Origin of the sequence: Tardiphaga sp. 37S4 (assembly GCF_021044645.1) — a bacterium.
GTDB lineage: Bacteria > Pseudomonadota > Alphaproteobacteria > Rhizobiales > Xanthobacteraceae > Tardiphaga > Tardiphaga robiniae.
This window is the reverse complement of record NZ_CP088008.1, coordinates 1,469,740-1,486,429: the sequence shown is the minus strand read 5'-3', so window position 1 is coordinate 1,486,429 and position 16,690 is coordinate 1,469,740. Positions and strand designations below refer to the sequence as shown.

Annotated in this window: 21 protein-coding genes; 12 read left to right on the top strand and 9 right to left on the bottom strand. The window is 61.1% G+C overall.

Annotation, left to right across the window (positions count from 1 at the left end; all coding sequences use genetic code 11):
• Positions 1-24: 24 nt before the first annotated feature.
• Positions 25-309: an usg protein gene (locus tag LPB73_RS06985; RefSeq protein ID WP_089265658.1), complete on the bottom strand. Its 285-nt coding sequence runs from the start codon at positions 307-309 to the stop codon at positions 25-27.
• A gap of 419 nt (positions 310-728) precedes the next feature.
• Here LPB73_RS06985 and LPB73_RS06980 point away from each other — a divergent pair, with 419 nt between their 5' ends.
• From LPB73_RS06980 to LPB73_RS06970, 3 genes are all read left to right on the top strand, one after another.
• A complete protein-coding gene (locus LPB73_RS06980) occupies positions 729-1,046 on the top strand; it encodes a co-chaperone GroES (protein ID WP_089264960.1) in 318 nt (105 codons plus the stop codon).
• Between the two features lie 42 nt (positions 1,047-1,088).
• Positions 1,089-2,732: a chaperonin GroEL gene (gene groL, locus LPB73_RS06975; protein ID WP_089264961.1), complete on the top strand. Its 1,644-nt coding sequence runs from the start codon at positions 1,089-1,091 to the stop codon at positions 2,730-2,732.
• A gap of 381 nt (positions 2,733-3,113) precedes the next feature.
• Positions 3,114-3,509: a RidA family protein gene (locus tag LPB73_RS06970; RefSeq protein WP_414716871.1), complete on the top strand. Its 396-nt coding sequence runs from the start codon at positions 3,114-3,116 to the stop codon at positions 3,507-3,509.
• Here LPB73_RS06970 and LPB73_RS06965 read toward each other — a convergent pair.
• Positions 3,506-3,820 (bottom strand): ArsR/SmtB family transcription factor, encoded by a 315-nt coding sequence (locus LPB73_RS06965; RefSeq protein WP_116664309.1) that lies wholly within the window; start codon positions 3,818-3,820, stop codon positions 3,506-3,508. The genes LPB73_RS06970 and LPB73_RS06965 overlap by 4 nt on opposite strands.
• An 83-nt stretch (positions 3,821-3,903) precedes the next feature.
• Here LPB73_RS06965 and LPB73_RS06960 point away from each other — a divergent pair, with 83 nt between their 5' ends.
• Complete coding sequence (locus tag LPB73_RS06960) at positions 3,904-4,656, top strand: SDR family NAD(P)-dependent oxidoreductase (protein WP_231080087.1); 753 nt, start codon at positions 3,904-3,906, stop codon at positions 4,654-4,656.
• Positions 4,657-4,750: 94 nt separating this feature from the next.
• Here the strand turns inward: LPB73_RS06960 and LPB73_RS06955 are convergent, their stop codons facing one another.
• Both LPB73_RS06955 and LPB73_RS06950 read right to left on the bottom strand, forming a co-directional pair.
• Positions 4,751-5,104: a hypothetical protein gene (locus LPB73_RS06955; protein WP_231080086.1), complete on the bottom strand. Its 354-nt coding sequence runs from the start codon at positions 5,102-5,104 to the stop codon at positions 4,751-4,753.
• A gap of 127 nt (positions 5,105-5,231) precedes the next feature.
• Positions 5,232-6,059, bottom strand: coding sequence for a transglutaminase domain-containing protein (locus LPB73_RS06950; protein ID WP_120292670.1), 828 nt, complete (start codon positions 6,057-6,059; stop codon positions 5,232-5,234).
• Positions 6,060-6,336: 277 nt separating this feature from the next.
• On the opposite strand from LPB73_RS06950, the gene LPB73_RS06945 reads away from it, so the two are divergent.
• From LPB73_RS06945 to LPB73_RS06925, 5 genes are all read left to right on the top strand, one after another.
• Entirely contained in the window at positions 6,337-6,600 is a 264-nt protein-coding gene (locus LPB73_RS06945) for a hypothetical protein (RefSeq protein WP_068736091.1), read from the top strand.
• Positions 6,597-6,893, top strand: a complete 297-nt coding sequence (locus LPB73_RS06940) for a hypothetical protein (protein ID WP_068736086.1) — start codon at positions 6,597-6,599, stop codon at positions 6,891-6,893. The genes LPB73_RS06945 and LPB73_RS06940 overlap by 4 nt, the downstream gene beginning before the upstream one ends.
• Positions 6,894-6,955: 62 nt before the next feature.
• Positions 6,956-7,135 (top strand): hypothetical protein, encoded by a 180-nt coding sequence (locus tag LPB73_RS06935; protein ID WP_068736084.1) that lies wholly within the window; start codon positions 6,956-6,958, stop codon positions 7,133-7,135.
• A gap of 15 nt (positions 7,136-7,150) precedes the next feature.
• Positions 7,151-7,426, top strand: coding sequence for a DUF1488 family protein (locus LPB73_RS06930; RefSeq protein ID WP_231080085.1), 276 nt, complete (start codon positions 7,151-7,153; stop codon positions 7,424-7,426).
• A 69-nt stretch (positions 7,427-7,495) separates the two neighbouring features.
• On the top strand, positions 7,496-8,410 hold the full coding sequence (locus LPB73_RS06925; protein ID WP_089264968.1) for a tetratricopeptide repeat protein: 915 nt from the start codon (positions 7,496-7,498) through the stop codon (positions 8,408-8,410).
• A gap of 47 nt (positions 8,411-8,457) precedes the next feature.
• Here the strand turns inward: LPB73_RS06925 and LPB73_RS06920 are convergent, their stop codons facing one another.
• Positions 8,458-9,594 carry a DUF2778 domain-containing protein gene (locus LPB73_RS06920; RefSeq protein ID WP_231080084.1) on the bottom strand — a complete coding sequence of 379 codons (1,137 nt, stop codon included), beginning with the start codon at positions 9,592-9,594 and terminating at the stop codon, positions 8,458-8,460.
• Between the two features lie 475 nt (positions 9,595-10,069).
• A complete protein-coding gene (locus LPB73_RS06915; RefSeq protein WP_231080083.1) occupies positions 10,070-10,771 on the bottom strand; it encodes a DUF899 family protein in 702 nt (233 codons plus the stop codon).
• Between the two features lie 166 nt (positions 10,772-10,937).
• On the opposite strand from LPB73_RS06915, the gene LPB73_RS06910 reads away from it, so the two are divergent.
• Positions 10,938-11,459: a DUF6886 family protein gene (locus LPB73_RS06910; RefSeq protein WP_231081097.1), complete on the top strand. Its 522-nt coding sequence runs from the start codon at positions 10,938-10,940 to the stop codon at positions 11,457-11,459.
• A gap of 167 nt (positions 11,460-11,626) precedes the next feature.
• Here LPB73_RS06910 and LPB73_RS06905 read toward each other — a convergent pair whose 3' ends face one another.
• Both LPB73_RS06905 and LPB73_RS06900 read right to left on the bottom strand, forming a co-directional pair.
• A complete protein-coding gene (locus LPB73_RS06905; protein ID WP_231080082.1) occupies positions 11,627-12,433 on the bottom strand; it encodes a sensor domain-containing diguanylate cyclase in 807 nt (268 codons plus the stop codon).
• Complete coding sequence (locus tag LPB73_RS06900) at positions 12,414-14,177, bottom strand: CHASE domain-containing protein (protein ID WP_231080081.1); 1,764 nt, start codon at positions 14,175-14,177, stop codon at positions 12,414-12,416. The genes LPB73_RS06905 and LPB73_RS06900 overlap by 20 nt, the downstream gene beginning before the upstream one ends.
• Positions 14,178-14,357: 180 nt before the next feature.
• Between LPB73_RS06900 and LPB73_RS06895 the strand changes: the two genes are divergently transcribed.
• Together LPB73_RS06895 and LPB73_RS06890 are read left to right on the top strand one after the other, a co-directional pair.
• On the top strand, positions 14,358-14,861 hold the full coding sequence (locus tag LPB73_RS06895; RefSeq protein ID WP_089264972.1) for an RrF2 family transcriptional regulator: 504 nt from the start codon (positions 14,358-14,360) through the stop codon (positions 14,859-14,861).
• A gap of 38 nt (positions 14,862-14,899) precedes the next feature.
• Entirely contained in the window at positions 14,900-15,364 is a 465-nt protein-coding gene (locus tag LPB73_RS06890) for a carboxymuconolactone decarboxylase family protein (RefSeq protein WP_231080080.1), read from the top strand.
• Positions 15,365-15,475: 111 nt separating this feature from the next.
• Here the strand turns inward: LPB73_RS06890 and LPB73_RS06885 are convergent, their stop codons facing one another.
• On the bottom strand, positions 15,476-16,450 hold the full coding sequence (locus LPB73_RS06885; protein WP_231080079.1) for a Bug family tripartite tricarboxylate transporter substrate binding protein: 975 nt from the start codon (positions 16,448-16,450) through the stop codon (positions 15,476-15,478).
• Positions 16,451-16,690: the final 240 nt, after the last annotated feature.

Sequence of the window (16,690 nt, the reverse complement as noted above, 5' to 3'; positions counted from 1 at the left end):
ATCCGGCGCGTTGAGAGGCGCGGACTAGTGCAACCGGAAGACGCCATCCACGGCACGAAGCTCGGCCGGCTTGATCAGTTTCGAATGCGCGACGGTGACCGCAAAGAGCGGGCCATCGAGCTTCTCCTGCCAGAAATCAAGGAAATCCTTCAGCGCGGGAAACTTCGGAAACAAATCATAGTTCTGCCAGACATAGGTCTGCAGCAGCGAGGGATGGTCGGGCATGCGGTAGAGGATCTGTGCCGTCGTCAGTCCGTAGCCAAGCACCTGCTTTCTGAAATCGTCAGAAACTGCATTTCTCGAGACCATGTTCAACCTCCATGGACAGAGCGCATTCGGCTAAGTGGATTCCGGTTTGACGTCGAACTTCGCTCTGCTCTCCTGTGACCGTGCTGACTGCAGCGAACCGGCTTCCACTTCGCCCATGACAACACGATGCATGAAATGTGACGCAAGCAACGTCTTCATCACAAGCTTAAAAGTTTAATAATGTATTGAAAGCCGAGTGTTAGCAGCCACTTACCGTGGATGCTAACGGATTCGAGAACCGGTATCGGAGGGTCTTAACCAATTCTGGCACCCGTCATATTTGAGTGCCAAAATATTTGATACAGACCCTTGCCGGTGAGGAACGTTCGGCCTATGTCCGGACAAGCTGCGCTGGCACTTGTTGGCTCAGACTGCCAATTTAAATTTCTCAAGCATCTACAGAAACTTAGGAGGACTGCATGAAATTCCGTCCGCTTCACGATCGCGTTGTGGTTAAGCGTATCGACGCCGAAGAGAAGTCCGCTGGCGGCATCATCATTCCGGATAGCGCCAAAGAGAAGCCCTCCCAGGGCGAGATCGTCTCCGTCGGCCCGGGCGGCCGCGACGAAGCCGGCAAGCTGATCCCGATCGATCTGAAGGTCGGCGAGCGCGTGCTGTTCGGCAAGTGGTCGGGCACCGAGGTCAAGATCGATGGTCAGGACCTGCTGATCATGAAGGAAAGCGACATCATGGGCGTCCTCGAAGGTGCCGCTCCCGCCAAGAAGAAGGCCGCTTAAGCGCCTTTTCCCCACCCATCCTGATTTTCAAGGAAGCAAAACATGTCAGCTAAAGAAGTGAAATTCGGCGTTGATGCCCGCGACAAGATGCTGCGCGGCGTCGACATTCTCGCCAACGCCGTGAAGGTGACGCTCGGTCCGAAGGGCCGCAACGTCGTCATCGACAAGTCGTTCGGCGCGCCCCGCATCACCAAGGACGGCGTCACCGTCGCCAAGGAAATCGAGCTCGACGACAAGTTCGAGAACATGGGCGCCCAGATGGTGCGCGAAGTGGCCTCGAAGTCGGCCGACGCAGCCGGCGACGGCACCACCACTGCTACCGTGCTCGCCCAGGCAATCGTCCGTGAAGGCGCCAAGTCGGTTGCTGCCGGCATGAACCCGATGGATCTGAAGCGCGGCATCGACCTGGCTGTGGAAGCCGTGGTTGCTGACCTCGTCAAGAACTCCAAGAAGGTCACCTCGAACGACGAAATCGCCCAGGTCGGCACCATTTCGGCCAACGGCGACGCGGAAATCGGCAAGTTCCTCGCAGACGCGATGAAGAAGGTTGGCAACGAAGGCGTCATCACGGTTGAAGAAGCCAAGTCGCTCGAAACCGAACTCGACGTCGTCGAAGGCATGCAGTTCGACCGCGGCTACATCTCGCCCTACTTCGTCACCAACGCCGACAAGATGCGCGTTGAATTCGACGACGCCTACATCCTAATCAACGAGAAGAAGCTCTCCTCGCTGAACGAGATGCTGCCGCTGCTCGAAGCCGTCGTGCAGACCGGCAAGCCGCTCGTCATCGTCGCAGAAGACGTTGAAGGCGAAGCTCTCGCCACCCTCGTCGTCAACCGTCTGCGTGGCGGCCTCAAGGTCGCTGCCGTCAAGGCTCCGGGCTTCGGCGATCGCCGCAAGGCCATGCTGCAGGACATCGCGATCCTGACCGGCGGCCAGGCGATCTCGGAAGATCTCGGCATCAAGCTCGAGAACGTCACGCTTGCCATGCTCGGCCGCGCCAAGAAGGTGATGATCGACAAGGAAAACTCCACCATCGTGAACGGCGCCGGCAAGAAGGCCGACATCGAAGCACGCGTGGCGCAGATCAAGGCGCAGATCGAAGAAACCACTTCGGACTACGACCGTGAGAAGCTGCAGGAGCGTCTCGCCAAGCTGGCTGGCGGCGTTGCCGTCATCCGCGTCGGCGGCGCGACCGAAGTCGAAGTGAAGGAGCGCAAGGACCGCGTTGATGACGCGATGCATGCGACCCGCGCTGCGGTTGAAGAAGGCATCGTCCCCGGCGGCGGCGTCGCTCTGCTCCGCGCTTCGGAACAGCTGAAGAAGATCAAGACCGCGAACGACGACCAGAAGACCGGCGTCGAGATCGTCCGCAAGGCCCTGTCGGCTCCGGCTCGCCAGATCGCCATCAACGCAGGCGAAGACGGTTCGGTCATCGTCGGCAAGGTCCTCGAGACCGCAACCTACAGCTACGGCTTCGACTCGCAGACCGGCACCTACGGCGACATGCTCAAGAAGGGCATTATCGATCCGACCAAGGTTGTCCGTGCAGCGATCCAGAACGCAGCTTCGGTTGCCGGCCTGCTGATCACCACGGAAGCCATGGTTGCCGAGCTGCCCAAGAAGGGCGGCGCAGGCGGCGGCGGCATGCCTCCGGGCGGCGGCATGGGCGGCATGGACTTCTAAGTCCAACCACTCAAGCTTCGATCAAATAGAAAACCCCGGCAGCAATGCCGGGGTTTTTGTTTGGCTGATACTCAAGTCTTTTGATCTTCATGTCTGATAAAGTTAGACTCTTTCACTTTTCGTCGGCAGTTTTTCCAGTACAGCTTCGAGAAGCTCTTGAAGGCTCGTGATTTGATTGATTAGTTCGACGGCCTCTCGCCTATTAATCCCCTGACAATTATCTCGCTGCCAAAGCACACCGGCCCGAGGATTTCCTTGAACCCATCGCAATCCGAAAGATGGGTATCGCTGCGCTCACCCATCCGACACACTTCGACCTCCGCCGAAACATCGCCGTTGGCGATCCTGTACGACGTGACCATCGCCTAGGGAGCATGGATCATGAAACAGGTTATCCGCATCGAGCCGCTATCGACCTACATGGAGCGGCGGCGGGCGCCGGTGTCCGCCGTGACCCGCCACGGCGACACGCTCTATGTGTCGGGTTTTCCGCCGTTCGATCCAGCCACGGGTGAGATCGTGGTCGGCGCGTCGGTGGAGCGCCAGACCGAGATCGCGCTTGATCGGCTGAAACTTTGCGTCGAGACCGCGGGCTCATCGCTGGACCAGGTGCTCAAATGCAACGTCTATTGCACCTCGGCCGAACACTTCCCCGCCGTGAACGCGATCTACGCGCGTTATTTTCCCAACGACCCGCCTGCCCGCATCTTCGTCTGCGTGCCGACATGGTTCGCCGATTTCGATATCGAAATCGATTGCATCGCGGCGATCGGCTAACCCGCCTCCGCGTGCGTCAGGATCAGCTTCAGCAATCCCGGAAACCGCGCGTCAATGTCGGCCTCGCGGACAACGTTGCGATGCTCGACGCCGCGCTTGGTGGTCTGCACCACGCCAGCCTCGCGCAGGATGCGAAAGTGATTGGAGACCGTCGACTTGGCCATGGTGCAGGGTGCCGCCGCCGCGCACGACATGCAGTCGTGCTGGCCGATCATCGCCTTGACCATCTGCAACCTCGCCGGATCAGCCAGCGCCGAGAGCACGCCGGCAAGCGTGATGTCCTTGGTCGCGGGGTGAACGAATTGAACCATAAAAAAGATATAGGCGCCCCCTTGCGCTGGTTCAATAGTCCCATACTTCCGAACTATTGAAGCATCCAAGAGGGATCACGACCATGACCAAGACATTCGAAGGCAAAGTTGCGCTGGTGACCGGCGGCTCCAAGGGCATCGGCGCTGAAATCGCCATCCAGCTCGCCGCCGAGGGCGCTGCCGTCGCCGTCAATTACGCATCCAGCAAGAAGGGCGCCGACGAGGTTGTCGCGAAGATCACTGCCAAGGGCGGCAAGGCCATCGCCGTGCACGGCAATCTCGCCGAGCCGGACGGCGCCAAATCCGTGGTGGCCGAGACCGTCAAGGCGTTCGGGCCGATCGACGTTCTCGTCAACAATGCGGGCGTCTACGAATTCGCGCCGCTCGATAGCATTACGCCGGAGCACTTCCACAGACATTTCGATCTGAACGTGCTTGGGCTGCTGCTCGCCTCGCAGGAAGCGGCCAGACACTTCAACGCCAATGGCGGCAGCATCATCAACATCTCATCGGGCGTCTCGACGATCACCCCACCGGGCTCGGCGGTCTACACCGCGACCAAGGCCTCGGTCGATGCGATCACATCGGTACTGGCAAAGGAGCTTGCGCCGCGCAAGATCCGCGTCAACGCCGTCAATCCCGGCATGATCGCGACCGAGGGCGTGGTATCAGCCGGATTCCATGAAGGCGACATGCGCAAGTGGATCGAATCCGTCACGCCCATGGGCCGCATCGGCAAGGTCGAGGAAATCGCCTCCGTTGTGGCATTCCTGGCTTCGGATGCTGCATCTTACGTGACGGGCGAAACGCTGCACGCCACCGGCGGCTTCAGGTAACCCACGCGCTCTGCTCAACAATCCGACATAGGCCAAGGGCGGTGCAATCAGCACCGCCCTTGCTTGTTATCGCGAGGCCAGATCTCGCCTTGCCTCAATCATCATCACCGCCGGCCGGCGGCATCTGCGGCATCGACGGTGTCTGCATGCGATCCGCCGCTGATGGCTTCATGCGTTCGCGTGACGGAGCTTGCCCACGCATCATCTGAGCCTGATCGTGCTCGATCTGCGGAAAGAACACATCATAGCAGGCGCGGCTCAAGCGCGGTCCTGCGCTGCGCAAGCAATTTTCTACCCGCCCCTCATCCGGCATTGCCGATGTACAGAGGCGAAACGCATCCGGCGTGCAGGCTTCGCGCTGCGCCTCCGTGCCGCTGCCCAAAGCCACGACGCTGGAACCCGCAATCAATGCCACGGCGGTCGTCAGGCTTGTCAGAGTGTTTGCCATCGGTCCTGTCCTTACGAAGTTATGACAGGTGAAATTCTCAGCGGCGCGCTCGGTTCCTTCCTGGCCGCTCACATGCTGCTGAAAATGCAGGCCTAAGCGAGTGTAACGACAGAGCCCACAAAGCGAGTCAGTTGACCGCCTGCGTGCTTTCGTCGATCTCGTCGGTCCACACCTTGAAACTCACCAGCGTGTTCGGCCCAAAAGTTTGCGTGATCGGCACATCCGCGGCATCGCGGCCCTGCGCGATCAACACACGTCCGATGCGCGGGATGTTGTTGCGGGCGTCAAATGTATACCAGCGGCCGCCGATATAGGCTTCGAACCAGCCGGCGAAATCGCCGTCGGCCCATGGCTTCGGCATACCGATGTCACCGAGATAGCCGGTGCAGTAGCGCGCTGGAATATTCATGCAGCGGCAGAAGGTGATGGCCAGATGTGCATAGTCGCGGCAAACGCCCTTCCCCTCGTTGTAAGCGTCCCAGGCGGTCTTGGTCGCGCGTGCGTGCTCGTAACCGAACTGGATATGGTTATGCACGAAATCGCAGATTGCCTGCACGCGCGCCCAGCCAGGCACAGTCTTCTCAAACAGCTGCCAGGCGACGTCCGACAGCCGATCCGTCTCGCAGTAACGGCTGCCGAGCAGATAGACGATCGTCTCGGCCGGCAGATCCTCTACCGCGTGCTGGATGGCTGACGGCACGATAATGTCCGGCTTGCCGCTATCGTTGACGATCCCGTCGGCTTTGAACGTGATGCGGCCCGTCGGCGCAACAATGCGGCTGCACCAGTTGCCAAAGCCATCGCGATAGGGCGTGATCGGAACTGAGGGATTTATCGTGAGATAGTCCGGCACCACCACGTCGGAGGCACGCGTGAAGTGCATGCCCATCACGATCATGACGGGCGTCGGCTGCGGGAAATCATAGATCATCTCGTAGCCAACACGGATCTTCATGCAAAACACCTCATCCCGGCAAATCGTTGATTTCAAAAGCGAGACATCGCAAGCGTTGCACATTGCACGACGATCTTGCGAGAAAAACCCAGCGCAAGCGTCGGCGAGAATGTCATCGATGTCAGATACATCCTCGAAATGGCGACAAAACGTCCAATAACAAGACAATCATAGCGAAATTCGACGAAACACCGGATCGCTCAAAGAAATCGATGGCTAATGTCTGTGAATAGGCGCACGCTGAAAGCATGCCGTATCTCAGCAGCGACATGCGCGCGTGACCACGAGATCGCGCCGTGAGACCGTTACTTTCAAGCATCCTTTCCAGTTGAAGGGCCTTGGTCGTTTGATCCCGGCAGGGTCGTATGACGTCATCACCGATGAGGAGATGATCGAGGGACTGTCCTTCGCCAGCTATCGGCGCACGGCGACCATGATGATCGTGCCCGGTGCACCACCCCATACAAGTTCCATGGAGATGATCTCCATTGGGTCGCTTGAGCTGGCAGATGTGCAGCGTATCGATGCGAGCGCACCATGACCGACACTCCCGTCGAGCTGGATAGCCGCCGCGGCATGGCGGCACAGAAAGCCACCGATATCCGGCGCAGTCTCGCCGAAGTCGAATCCAATGCCGCAGCACTGCGTGAGCGGCAGCTGGCACTCGAAGAGCAGTTACTGACCACGCCGGCCACCACATGGCCTGAGGCTGCAGCGAAGGCGCGCTACGTCCTCAATCTCTACGGCGCATCGCTCAGCGCACAGGATACCCAGCACCGCGATCTGATCGCCATCGTTCTGGACGATTTTACGCGGCTTGCCGCCAACGACTGATCCCATCATTACGCAGGTCGCAGCGATCCCGCAGCAGCCAGCGCTCAACCGAAAGCATCCTCATGCAGAACCTCTTGCACCGTCACGTTCAAGTCGCAGAATCTCTCCGCCTCGGCGTCGAGTCCGGCTGGTACAGCACCAAGATCAGCGGAACCTTTGTCACGGGCCCACATCCCACCGAGGCCGAATGCTTGCGCAAGATCGCTGAACTCAACCCTGTCGTGCCGAAGCGCAAGGCCTAACGCGGGAAGACGACGATGGCGCTTACACACGGTGTTTTCCAGAGCTTCGAATATAATCGCATGGTCGTCCTGTTCTCGATGATGAATGACGCGATCGAAGTCACCTGCGCGATCAGCACCAGTGCGATGGACGAGCTTGAAAAGGCGAAACGCACCAAGCCCGAACAACGCGAGGAGCAATTCGTCCGGCTGCGCGATCGCATCGAGGCCTGCGCAGCGCGCAAATTCGCGAACGCCGAATTTGAGGGCAAGCCGCCCGGTATCGTGCTGCGCAGCATCGATTTCCGGTAGCCTCTCCCACCATTGAACCCTTCCTCCTCGCGGTGTGACCAACGCCTGTCACACGCGAGAGGTCGAGCCATGCGCCACTTTCCAAGCCTGAACCGTTGCGCCATCCGCGTCCTGTTCGCTGCCATGCTGGCGAGCGCAGCAATGCCGATCGCGCAAGCTGCCGCCGACGATGCACAGCAATGTACCGATGCCTCCGGCGTCCTGGCGATCGCGGCCTGCGACCGCGCCATCGCGTCAGGCAACTACCGCGGCCGCCAGCTTGCTGAGCTGCATTTCAACCGCGCCTTCGAATATAATGAACGGCACGAGAGCGGCCCTGCCATGGCTGCCTTCGACGAAGCCATCCGCCTGAACCCGGATTATGCCCGCGCCTATTTCATGCGCGGCAATCTCTGGCTCGCCCGCGGCGACAACGACCGCGCCATCAGCGACTTCAGCGTGGCGCTCGGTCTCGATCCCAACAACACCGATGCCTATGTCAATCGCGGTGTCGCCTGGTACGCCAAGGACGATAACGACCGCGCTATTGCCGACTACGACATGGCGATCCGTCTCAATCCGCAGGAAGGCGGCGCCTATAGCAATCGCGGCGGCGCCTGGCTGGTGAAGGGCGATCATGCGCGCGCCATCGCCGATTTCGGCGAAGCGATCCGGATCAATCCGAACGATCCCTGCCCGGTGTTCAACCGCGGCTTCGCCTTCAGCCTGAAGGGGGACAACGATCGTGCCATCGCCGACTACAACGAGGCGATCCGCATCGCACCGACCTATGTGGCGGCGCTGACCAATCGTGGCAGCGTGTGGTCCGACAAGGGCGACAACGACCGCGCCATGGCCGATTTCAATGCGGCGCTGCGCATCAATCCGAAATACGCCAAGGCGCTCTATCTGCGCGGCATGACACGGCTTGAAATGGGCGACATTACGGGCGGCGCAGCAGATGTCGCCAGCGCACGGAAGATCGATCCGAAGGTCGGCTCATAGTCACTTAACGCGCATCGCCTTCATGAGCGGCACGTCAGTCATATCGATCAGTCGAGTTTGGCAACCACGATGAGGCGCTTCACTTCGCCGTTGCGATAGGCCTGCAGAAACTTGTTGTAGTCCCGGAACGAGACGCAGCCATTGGAATCGCCATTAGGACCGAGCATGTAGGTATGCGCGAGCAGACCCGTGCGGCCATGGATCGCGCCCTCGCCGCCGACCGGCGTCAGGCGCAGCGCGGCCACACCGTGGAACAGAGCCTCGCGCGGCTTCAGGTCATAGATGTGCGGCGGCGTCACGCCGCGCATCTTCTCATGGGCATAAGCGGGATTGTCGAGACGGCTGCCGAGGCCGGAATGCGCTTCCAGCTTGGTGCCGTCGGGCATGTACACTTTACGCGCGGAGATGTCGTAGACCGCGGTGGTGCGATCGCTCAGGGTGGGCTCATTGCTAGCCGCCGCATCGGTGCCATTGCTCAGCACGCCGCCGTCGGAGCCGGCATAAGCGAGCACGGGGCCGGACTGCGGAGCGTTGCCGCCGAACAGTTTCTCGAAGACGTTGAAATTGCCGGACTTGGGCTGCGCAGCCAGCGCCAGCCGCGCCTTCTGAACCAGTGAGTCGTGGCCATAGGCACCGCCCCTGGCGGCGCTGGCCTGTGCGACCGGCTGCGACGGCGCTTGTGTTGCCTGCTGCGGCGCGGACGGCGTACGGGCATCGGAGGGCCGTGCGGCCGGCATCGGAATGCTGTCGACGAGCTGGCGCACCGTCGGTGCCGGCTGCATCAGTGCGACTTCCTGCGGCTTCGCGGCTGGTGCAGGGATCACAGCTTCAGAAGCCGCGTTGCGCTTGACGAAGCGCTCGGGCGCGGCGCCCATCGAATAGGTCGGGTCGAACCAGGCGACCTGACGCTTGGGCTCGGTCTGCGCGGCAGCGAGCGGCGCATTAACGGCCGGCTCGAAACGCTCTGAGAAGGAAGTACGGTGTTCGGTGCGCGAGAAACGGCTGTCGAAGCGCTCAGCGAAGGACGACTGGCCAATGCCTGCATCATTGCCGAGATTGGCCGAGACCATCGCAGGCTGCACGCCGTTCTGGAAAAGCTTGCCGGCGAGCGTCCATCCACCGGTCAATGCGACGGCGGCAAGAGCAGCGCCGGTCACGAAGATACGTGAACTGGATTTCGACACTTGATGCTGGCCTCGGCGTGAGGGTGCAGAATGGTTCAACGCACGTTTACTGCTGCTCATACGCCTGACGTCCAACACACGTTTACTAAGCTCCCTGCCCGTTGTGCCTGACGAGACACACAGGTCTCGAAAAGCACCGCGCAGGGATGCGAAACGCCATTAAGGCGAGTTTTAGTTAAATGCGAATTAATTGGAGGTCCCCCACCGATTGCCTACCTAAAGGCCTGCCAATCATGGCCTTTTTGAGTAACCGACAGGACGAATTCGGGGAACCTGCGAGAGCTTTGTGGGCTCTCGCAGGCCGGTCTCAGGCGCGCTGGGGTTTTGGGTCACGCCCGGCCCGAACTATTGGCGCGCTGTGATTAGGCCATTGGCCTAGTGCGAGGCTGGTGCGCGTGGAACCATGTTGGTTTCGCGGTATTTAGGTAATCTGAGCCATCGATTTGGCCCGCGTAGCCGCTAAATGGCCACGACCTCAGTAGTTCAGCTTCGGATACCAGTCGGTGCCCCGCCCTTCCGGCGTAACGTCCAGAATCGTCCAGAGCGGCATCAGATCTGGCGCCCCGCGCGGGTCCTGGCCGGGATCGGCCGTAGATCCATCCATCTCGCCGCTCCAGAAATGGCGAATCTTGCCGCTGCGGCGGGTGAAGACGTTGAAGGCAGCATCGTCGCCACCGTCCTTGGTCAGCCCGTGATAGTCGCGGCTGAACGCGCCGGAGGTGTCCGAGAACAAAGGCAGGTAATGCCAGCCACGCTGCTTCTTGAAAGCGACCAGCCGCTCGATCGGCGAGCGCGCCACAACGGCCAGCGCCACGCGCTGCGTAATGTCAGGCACCTCGCCGTCCCAGGCCGACAGCAGCGATGTGCACATCGGGCACGGCTTCTCGCGCTGCGGCCCGTACATGTAGGAGTAAACGACGAGCGTCTGCTTGTCGCCGAACAGGCCCGCGAAATTCACGGGGCCCTTCTCTCCGATGAAGTCGTAGTCCTTGGTCACCTCGCCGCCATCTGGTAGCGCACGACGCAGCTCCGCGACGCGTTCGATCTGACGCCGCAGTTCGATCTCCTCGACAAGCAACGCATTACGCGCATCGCGGTATTCACGGCTCTCATTGGGATAGCGAAAACTGGCCTTCTTCACGAGTTCGGCCACAGGCGTCAGGCTGGAACCGGTCATGACATGATCCTCCCTTGGTGAATTTCAACGTGTTCCGTCTGAAAGACGTTCCGGGAGCGGCCGATCCGACATGACGATCCACAAATTCATCACGCGCAGCTTCGTGAACGGCCAAACACGCATGACGGTCATTGACGCGCCGAGCATGGACGCACATGAGTGCGCCATGCGCCTGTTTCATTTCAGCGAAGAGAACAACATCGAAGTCTTCATGCCGCGGCAGGTGGAGGTTGCGACGCCTCGCGCCCAGGGACAGGAGTGGCTCAACGGCCCCTTGGTCTGGGCGATCGATGACTGGCATGCGCCGATGTATCTGTTCCCGCGCGACTGCCCGCGTATTTTTGTCTGGCCGACAGCGAGCACGACGCCGGAATACCTCACGGCCTACAAGAAGATGACCACCTGCCGCATGGTCGCGCATATAGAGCTTGCCTGGCTGGACCGGCTCTCCCACACCACCATCTATCGCTACGAGCTTTCGCCGGACGGGTTTGAATCGCTGGACGATGCGGGTATGTGGATTTCGCGCACGCCGTCCATGCCGCTGAACATGGAGCGGATCGACAACATCGAAAAGGCACTGGAAGCCGCCGGCGTCGAATTGCGCGTCCTGCCGTCCCTGAAGACGCTGGCGCCCTTGTGGGAGACATCGCTGCATGTCAGCGGCATTCGCCTCCGCAATGCATAGGACGGACCGATCGCGCCGCCTTAAACCGACAAAGTATGCCTGGACGTTCAGGAGTCGTAGGATCGTAGCATCCTCGCGACATTCATCGCTCGTTGTCACGATGTGTGAGGGGTATCGCTTCGGCGCGATGCGCCTACGTTCTACCCATCCTGTAATGACCCACGAGCTCAGGCCGCGGTGTCGGCCTTTGCACGGCGATGACTGACCACGACGCGGTTGCGGCCCTCTCGCTTGGCCTCGTAAAGCGCGGCGTCGGCGGCCGCGAGCAGATCATCGCCCTCGGCGACGTGCACCGGCATCACCGCCAGACCGATCGACAGTGTGACGCCATCGAGCGTGGCCGATGGCAGCGTCACCTGCATGCGATACACGGCATCGAGCACCTGCTGCGCCCGCTGCGCCGCAACCTCGACCGTGACGCTCGGCATCAACATCAGGAACTCCTCCCCGCCGAACCGGCCGATGATATCCGAGGCGCGCGTCGTCTCACGCAATATCCTGCCGAGGCCGCGCAGCACGGCATCACCGGCCTCATGGCCGTGGCTGTCATTGATACCCTTGAAGTGATCGATGTCGAGCATCGCCAGCGCGAGCGGCTTGCCGTCCTGCTGGCTGCGCGTGGTCTCGCGCACCAGGGCATCTTCTAGGTAGCGGCGGTTGTGAAGATCCGTCAGCGGATCGCGCACCGCCTGCTGACGCAGCAGCTCGCGGAGTTCGAGATTGGCCATCGCCAGCGACACCTGTTCGGCCAGCATCGTCGCCAATTGATCCGCCCCCTCACCGAACACAGAAGTATGCTCGCGATACAGCAGACCAAGCAGGTTGTTCTGCGCGATCAGCGGCTGACAAACGAACCCCGTACCGGTGACACCGCACGGACCGGCATGATTGCAGACCAGTCCCTGACTCGCCTCTGAAATCGGGAATGTCGTGCCACGACGCAGCGCCCAGCAGTCATCGATCGGAAACGACACCGCATCGGCCTGTAGTGCGCCCCCAATGGGCGCCGCGCTGAACTGCGTTGCGTGCGTTATTCAGATAGTACAGCGCTCCTGCCTCTTCCGTGAACAGGTAGCCTGCATAGGTCTGAACCGCCGCGAAAATCTCTTCGCGCGACTGACACGACTGCAGCACGCCCGAGAGTTCAGTGAGCAGAACGATTTCCTTGGCGCGAATTTCCGACAGTTGCAGCGAGGTCGTCAGCCGTTCGTTGGCCTCCTCCATAGCCTGCGCATGCGCGCGCCGCTCCGCCTCGACAGCGAGCGCGTCGGTCTTGTCCTGGATCACCCAGAGGATATCGCCGGTCGCCAGCGGCTTGCCATAGGCATCGACCAGCAGCGTGGAACCGTCGCTGCGGCGCAGATGCAGTTCGACTTCCGTCGCCATGGCGCTGTCACGAATACGATCCAACGCGGCATCGAACGCCTCCCCGTCCTCCTTCGTCGCAACCAGCTCGTCGATCGTGTTGCCGAGAAGCGCAGCGGAGCTGCGACCGCAGAGTTCAGCGATCCGGCGATTGCCGCGCAGGATCCGGTGGCCGGCCGTAAACAGGATGCCTGCCAGCGGATTGTCGACCAGCGCGCGCTGCTCGGCATCGAGCGTGCTGAGATTGCCGGACAACCGGCGCGATCTCATCGTGATCACGGCGAGCAGCATCATCAGGAGGCTGATGGCGGTGCCGCTGGCGAGGACGACGTTCGGCACTGTATGGCTGACTTCGTAGATCGAGCCGGGATTGGTGGTGAACAGCACGCGCCAGACGCGCTCGCCGACAACCAGCGAACGATCCGCCGAGATCCCCGCCGACATCACCATTTGCGTCACGAGACCGAGATTGGGCTCAAGACTGTCATACATGAGGGTCGGAGTGACGGTCGCATCTTCCGGCTCGCCAATCATGACGCCTTCCTGCGTCGGCTTGGCATAACCGCGATCAACCACCTGGATATGCATCTGCTGCAGCGTGCGCGGATCGAGGATGCCGCGCATCAGGTCATTGGTGCGATAGACCGATGCAACAAAACCGTGGAGCGCTGCGTTTCGCTGCGAGACGGTCTGCGTGGGCTCGCCGGCCCGGTAGATCGGCGCACGGATAATGAAACCGAGGCCACCCGAGGTGTCCTGCACCAGTTTGACCGGCGGCGTCGCGACAATCCGGCCGGTCTCCGCGGAACGCCGCAGCGAGTCCAGTTGCGCAGGATTGGCACCGGCATCGAAGCCCAGCGCATTTTCGTTGCCACGCATCGGCTCGACGAATTCGACTACGTTGTAGATTGATCGTGGCCCCGGCGGACGCACGGCGAAATCCGGCTGTCCGGAATGCTCGATGCTCTTGTCGGCACGAACTTCCGCAATGAAGGCATCTAGATGATCCGGCGTCACATGACGCAGCGACTGCAAGGCCTGGAAGCCGGGATAGCGGCGGCCGAGATCGAGCACATCGATGTAGCGACGGAACTGGGCGCGATCGACGCGGCCGATCGAGGCGTACAACCCCTGCATGCTGACCAGTACTTCGGCGTGGGTGCGCAGCCGTTCGCTGATCGCATTGGAAATATCAACCGCGTCGACCGCGAAGCGACGCTGCATATCGGCCGCAATCAGACGCTCCGAGAATTCGCGAATGGCGAATGTCGCGGCGAGGCCGGCTCCGAGAATGGCTGCTGCAACGAAAGTCGTCCGCCGCGCCTGCGGCGCCAGCAAGTCACGCAATGCCATGTCGAGTTCCCTGAACTGACCCGGCCCCCGGCTTCGGATCACAGTACCTAGGTCGGGTGATACCGGCTTCGGGATTTAGATTCTGTTGCGCTGCCCACCAGCGAACCACCTCAGGACCTGACACTTGACGACATCCTTAATCGCGGATAATAATTATCCACGATAGAGGTGAAATAAGCCATGAAGATGAGCGACGGGGTTGAGCAGGCGATCCACAGCGTGGCGATGCTCGCAGGCCTGCAATCGAACGGCGTGTTGTCCGCCGGCGCCCTCGCCGAATTCCATGGCGTGTCCACCAGCTATCTCCTGAAACACCTGCAGGCGCTTTCGGGCGCCGGCTTGCTCATCGCACAGCCTGGCCCGACCGGCGGCTATCGCCTTGCCCGGACGCCAGACCAGATCACCTTGCTCGATGTCGTCCTTGCCGTTGAGGGCGATGCGCCCGCCTTCCGCTGCAGCGAAATCCGCCAGCGCGGGCCCAATCCCCTGCCCGGCAAACCCACGGCGCCCTGCGGCATCAATGCCGCGATGCTGCGGGCCGAGCGCGTCTATCGCGATGAGCTGGCCAAGGTGAGCATCGCCGATGTGCTCGGCGATCTCCGCGCCAAGGACACCGACGGCGCCATTGCCGCCCGCGGCTGTGCCTTTCTGGAGCTCAACGAACGACGCCGTAACGCCAACTGAAACCTGAAACCTGAAACCACACACCAAGGAGAAAGACCATGCAAGCCCGCCTCAACATCGCCAAGGCCGCCCCCGACGCCTACAAGGCCGTCGCCGCGCTCGATCAATATGTCGTCAAGGAAAGCGGCCTCGAGCCTGCGATCGTCCACCTCATCAAGCTCCGCTCGTCGATCATCAATGGCTGCGCCTTCTGCGTCGACATGCATGTGAAGGAATCCCGTCACGACGGTCTCAGCGAACAGTGGATCAACATGATGTCGGTCTGGCACGAATCCACGGTCTATACGCCGCGCGAGCGTGCCCTCCTCGCCTGGGTCGATGCCGTCACGCTGATCGCGCAGACGCGCGCGCCCGATGCCGATTATGAAGCGCTGCGCGCGCATTTCTCGGAAGAGGAATGCCTCAAGATCACGGTGGCGATCGGCGCCATCAATGTCTGGAACCGTCTTGCCGTCGGCTTCCGCGTTCCGCATCCGATCGAGAAGCCGAAGGCTGCTGCCTGAACACAGGCTTCAGCAGATAATCGATAAGCGAAAGGCCGGGTTGAAAATTCAACCCGGCCTTTCTTGGTTTCAGCTTGGCCCGACCGATGTGTCAGGCAATATGGCTAGTAGTCAGAAAAGCTTCGCGCCAGACGCATCGACGACGCGTCCCCAGCGGGCGTAATCGTTCTTGATCGTCTTGGCGAAGGCCTGAGGCGTCGAGGTCGTGATGCTGAGGCCCTGCTTTTCGAGACGCTCGCGAACATCCGGCAGCGCGCCGATGCGCACCACTTCGGCGTTCAGGCGATCGACAATGGCATCGGGCGTCCCTGCAGGCACGACGAGGCCGAACCAGGAGTCGACGACAAAGTCAGCCACGCCTGCTTCCGCCGGCGTCGGCACATCGGGCAGCTGCGACGAGCGCTCGCGGCTGGTGATCACGAGACCCTTGACCTTGCCGTCGCGGATCTGCGGCGCCAGCACCGTCAGGGTGTCGAAAGACAGGTTCACCTGATTTCCGAGCAGTGCATTGACGGCCGGAGCGCTGCCCTTGAACGGCACATGCAGCAGATCCGTCTCGGTCAGGCTCTTGAACAGCTCGCCGCTCAGATGGCAGAGCGTGCCGGGTCCGCACGACGAGTAGGTGAATTTCCCCGGCTCGCGTTTCGCCGCAGCGACGAGCTCCTTCACTGATGACACGGGCGTATCTGGGCTGGCCGCGAGCACGTATGGCACCGACGTGAGCATCGCCACCGGCGTGAAGCTCTTGAAGGGGTCGTAAGAGATGGTCTTGTTGATATGCGGCAGGATCGTGAGCTGCCCTGCGGGCGCCAGCGACAGCGTGTAGCCATCCGGATCGGCCTTGGCGACCGCGTCGGCAGCAATAGCCGTACCGGCACCAGCCTTGTTCTCGACCACGACTGTCTGCTTCAGCGCCTCGCCGAGCTTGTCGGCATAAACCCGCGCCGTGATGTCAGCAGCGCCGCCCGGCGGGAATGGAACGATCAGCTTGATCGTCCGGCTCGGCCAGTTATCAGCGAAAGCCCCTGTGGCGCCGGAAACCAGCAACACTGCCGCGAAAGCGCCTGAGAGGAAGCGAGAAGACATGACGGACCGCACGGTCGTATTCCTTATGATCGATGATGGGAGTGTTCTGCCCGTGGCTCCCGCGAGGTTTCGCCGAGATTTCGCAATCATTTCAGCGATGTGGGACCACGTTTGTTACCACTGAAAATGTCATCGAGACGGGTGTCCGACAAGGAAACGCCTTTGCAAATAAGATCTGGACGATGGTGGATTGCTATCGTCGGACGGGCGGATGCGAGAAGTTGCTTCTTTTGACGGAAC

Bases quoted from the DNA above. Each gene is read 5' to 3' on its own strand.
- LPB73_RS06985 (WP_089265658.1), bottom strand. From the start codon at position 309: ATGGTCTCGAGAAATGCAGTTTCTGACGATTTCAGAAAGCAGGTGCTT.
- LPB73_RS06980 (WP_089264960.1), top strand. From the start codon at position 729: ATGAAATTCCGTCCGCTTCACGATCGCGTTGTGGTTAAGCGTATCGAC.
- groL (WP_089264961.1), top strand. From the start codon at position 1,089: ATGTCAGCTAAAGAAGTGAAATTCGGCGTTGATGCCCGCGACAAGATG.
- LPB73_RS06970 (WP_414716871.1), top strand. From the start codon at position 3,114: ATGAAACAGGTTATCCGCATCGAGCCGCTATCGACCTACATGGAGCGG.
- LPB73_RS06965 (WP_116664309.1), bottom strand. From the start codon at position 3,820: ATGGTTCAATTCGTTCACCCCGCGACCAAGGACATCACGCTTGCCGGC.
- LPB73_RS06960 (WP_231080087.1), top strand. From the start codon at position 3,904: ATGACCAAGACATTCGAAGGCAAAGTTGCGCTGGTGACCGGCGGCTCC.
- LPB73_RS06955 (WP_231080086.1), bottom strand. From the start codon at position 5,104: ATGGCAAACACTCTGACAAGCCTGACGACCGCCGTGGCATTGATTGCG.
- LPB73_RS06950 (WP_120292670.1), bottom strand. From the start codon at position 6,059: ATGAAGATCCGTGTTGGCTACGAGATGATCTATGATTTCCCGCAGCCG.
- LPB73_RS06940 (WP_068736086.1), top strand. From the start codon at position 6,597: ATGACCGACACTCCCGTCGAGCTGGATAGCCGCCGCGGCATGGCGGCA.
- LPB73_RS06935 (WP_068736084.1), top strand. From the start codon at position 6,956: ATGCAGAACCTCTTGCACCGTCACGTTCAAGTCGCAGAATCTCTCCGC.
- LPB73_RS06930 (WP_231080085.1), top strand. From the start codon at position 7,151: ATGGCGCTTACACACGGTGTTTTCCAGAGCTTCGAATATAATCGCATG.
- LPB73_RS06925 (WP_089264968.1), top strand. From the start codon at position 7,496: ATGCGCCACTTTCCAAGCCTGAACCGTTGCGCCATCCGCGTCCTGTTC.
- LPB73_RS06915 (WP_231080083.1), bottom strand. From the start codon at position 10,771: ATGACCGGTTCCAGCCTGACGCCTGTGGCCGAACTCGTGAAGAAGGCC.
- LPB73_RS06910 (WP_231081097.1), top strand. From the start codon at position 10,938: ATGCGCCTGTTTCATTTCAGCGAAGAGAACAACATCGAAGTCTTCATG.
- LPB73_RS06900 (WP_231080081.1), bottom strand. From the start codon at position 14,177: ATGGCATTGCGTGACTTGCTGGCGCCGCAGGCGCGGCGGACGACTTTC.
- LPB73_RS06895 (WP_089264972.1), top strand. From the start codon at position 14,358: ATGAAGATGAGCGACGGGGTTGAGCAGGCGATCCACAGCGTGGCGATG.
- LPB73_RS06890 (WP_231080080.1), top strand. From the start codon at position 14,900: ATGCAAGCCCGCCTCAACATCGCCAAGGCCGCCCCCGACGCCTACAAG.
- LPB73_RS06885 (WP_231080079.1), bottom strand. From the start codon at position 16,450: ATGTCTTCTCGCTTCCTCTCAGGCGCTTTCGCGGCAGTGTTGCTGGTT.